Origin of the sequence: Mesorhizobium sp. M7A.F.Ca.CA.001.08.2.1, from assembly GCF_003998455.1 — a bacterium.
GTDB lineage: Bacteria > Pseudomonadota > Alphaproteobacteria > Rhizobiales > Rhizobiaceae > Mesorhizobium > Mesorhizobium ciceri.
This window is the reverse complement of record NZ_RZPW01001065.1, coordinates 1-1,613: the sequence shown is the minus strand read 5'-3', so window position 1 is coordinate 1,613 and position 1,613 is coordinate 1. Positions and strand designations below refer to the sequence as shown.

The 1,613-nt window shown below is 58.8% G+C and carries 1 protein-coding gene and 1 pseudogene; one reads left to right on the top strand and one right to left on the bottom strand.

The genetic code is table 11. The features are described 5' to 3' along the window. Nucleotides 1–689: 689 nt before the first annotated feature. Nucleotides 690–1,088, bottom strand: a complete 399-nt coding sequence (locus EN914_RS34765) for a M24 family metallopeptidase (protein WP_024505323.1) — start codon at nucleotides 1,086–1,088, stop codon at nucleotides 690–692. 186 nt (nucleotides 1,089–1,274) lie between these two features. Here EN914_RS34765 and EN914_RS34760 point away from each other — a divergent pair. Then, nucleotides 1,275–1,613 (top strand): annotated as a pseudogene (locus EN914_RS34760) (asparagine synthetase B); the annotation flags it as partial.

Below are 1,613 nucleotides of genomic sequence, written 5' to 3'. Positions count from 1 at the left end.
GTAAGAAGGACGACGGCAATGATAATCGACAGGACAACCTCCCATACTGTTGGAACCTGACATACGGGGTCATTGCTGGATCAGGCCCGTCGTCCAGCAACGCAGTCATGTTACCTTTGGCAGACCGTCCGCTTTCGGGCGAAGGTAAAGTTTGCCGAACTCCGAGATCAGGCGCATTGCTGCCGCCAGCCGGCAACCGCTGCGAGGGTGAGGAAGGACAATGGGATTGTGCCTGGCGCCAGGTCGCTCGCATCGAGAAGAAAGACCCGCCATGTGGAAGCTGCCGGACCCGATCACCACGGTCGGGCGTCACGGCATCCTGTTCGGGACCGCCATACTCCCATGAGTGTCAGCGACGGCTGGTTTCGACCTTCGGCAACAATATCTGGTTCGTCCTCGTGCATGTAAAACTGGAAAGAAACGCGCAGTCGCGACGTTCTCTACATTGCGGTACTTGACATGGACTCGATATCGCTCGCGCAGTATCCTCTCGGCTTGACGCGTGTCCACGGTGCCCGGAATGTCAGGCGCACGCGTGAGTTCACCAAGTGGGTTCTCTCGCTACCCGGCAGTGAGGCAGCCTCGCCTGGTCCGCTCGGATTGCTACCAATACCAGCTGTGTTTTGGGCATGCGTTTGAGGGCAAGTCTTCAGAGCCTCGCCGGACAGGTGGAAATGAGCTCGGTGCGATCAGGATGGACAATTGTGCTCGAACTTGACATAGCCGACGTCTTCGCGGCCCGCCATGCACTCGACGGCGATGGCCATCCCGGCTCCAACCTTGAAGCTGTTATCTGGCACTAACCATGGTCCGCCCCAGCCCAGTCCGAAGGAATGGCCATAGATTGGGTAGCCGCAAAAAATTCCGCGGCCGTCAAGAACATCGAGGACTGCCTTGTACAGATCGCTTGCCGTTACGCCAAGGCGGCATGCGGCCACGCCTGCCTCAATTCCGGCAATGGCACCGTCGTAGATTTCATTCTGCCGCGCGGACCACTTTCCCCGACAACGACAGACCTTGAGAAGTCCCAGACCTAGCCCTCGACAGAAGGCGATGAGGGCCTGCCCCTCAGACCCCGTGAACATCATGCGAACACGACGCCAAAAGCTTCATTGCCCTCATCTCGCGGCAGATCCAATGCTCACGCAAGGAATCAGCCGTCGGCGGCCGCTCAAAATTTACCATTCTCATGAATAGTCCCAAATATTTAACACCTACCGATATCTTGGCGGCTATAGTCCGGGCCGCGCTGGTGGACTTGGAAATATCTCGGCATGTGCGGTTTTAGCGGCTATTTCGGCACTGTCCGGGATGGGAGGGCGCTCCTTGAAAGGATGACGGCTGCCATTGCGCATCGCGGCCCCGATGAGCAGGGGTTCTTCACCACAAAGGCGGCCGGCCTCGGCCATGCGCGGCTGTCCATCGTCGGTCTCGGGGACGGCCAGCAGCCGATGTCCGATGCGACGGGCGATCTGACGATCGCCTTCAACGGCGAGATCTTCAACTATGTGGAACTGCGCGAGCAGCTTCGCGCGAAAGGCCGCCATTTCCGGACAACCAGCGACACCGAAGTGATCCTGCATCTCTATGACGAGATGGGGGAGGATTGCGTC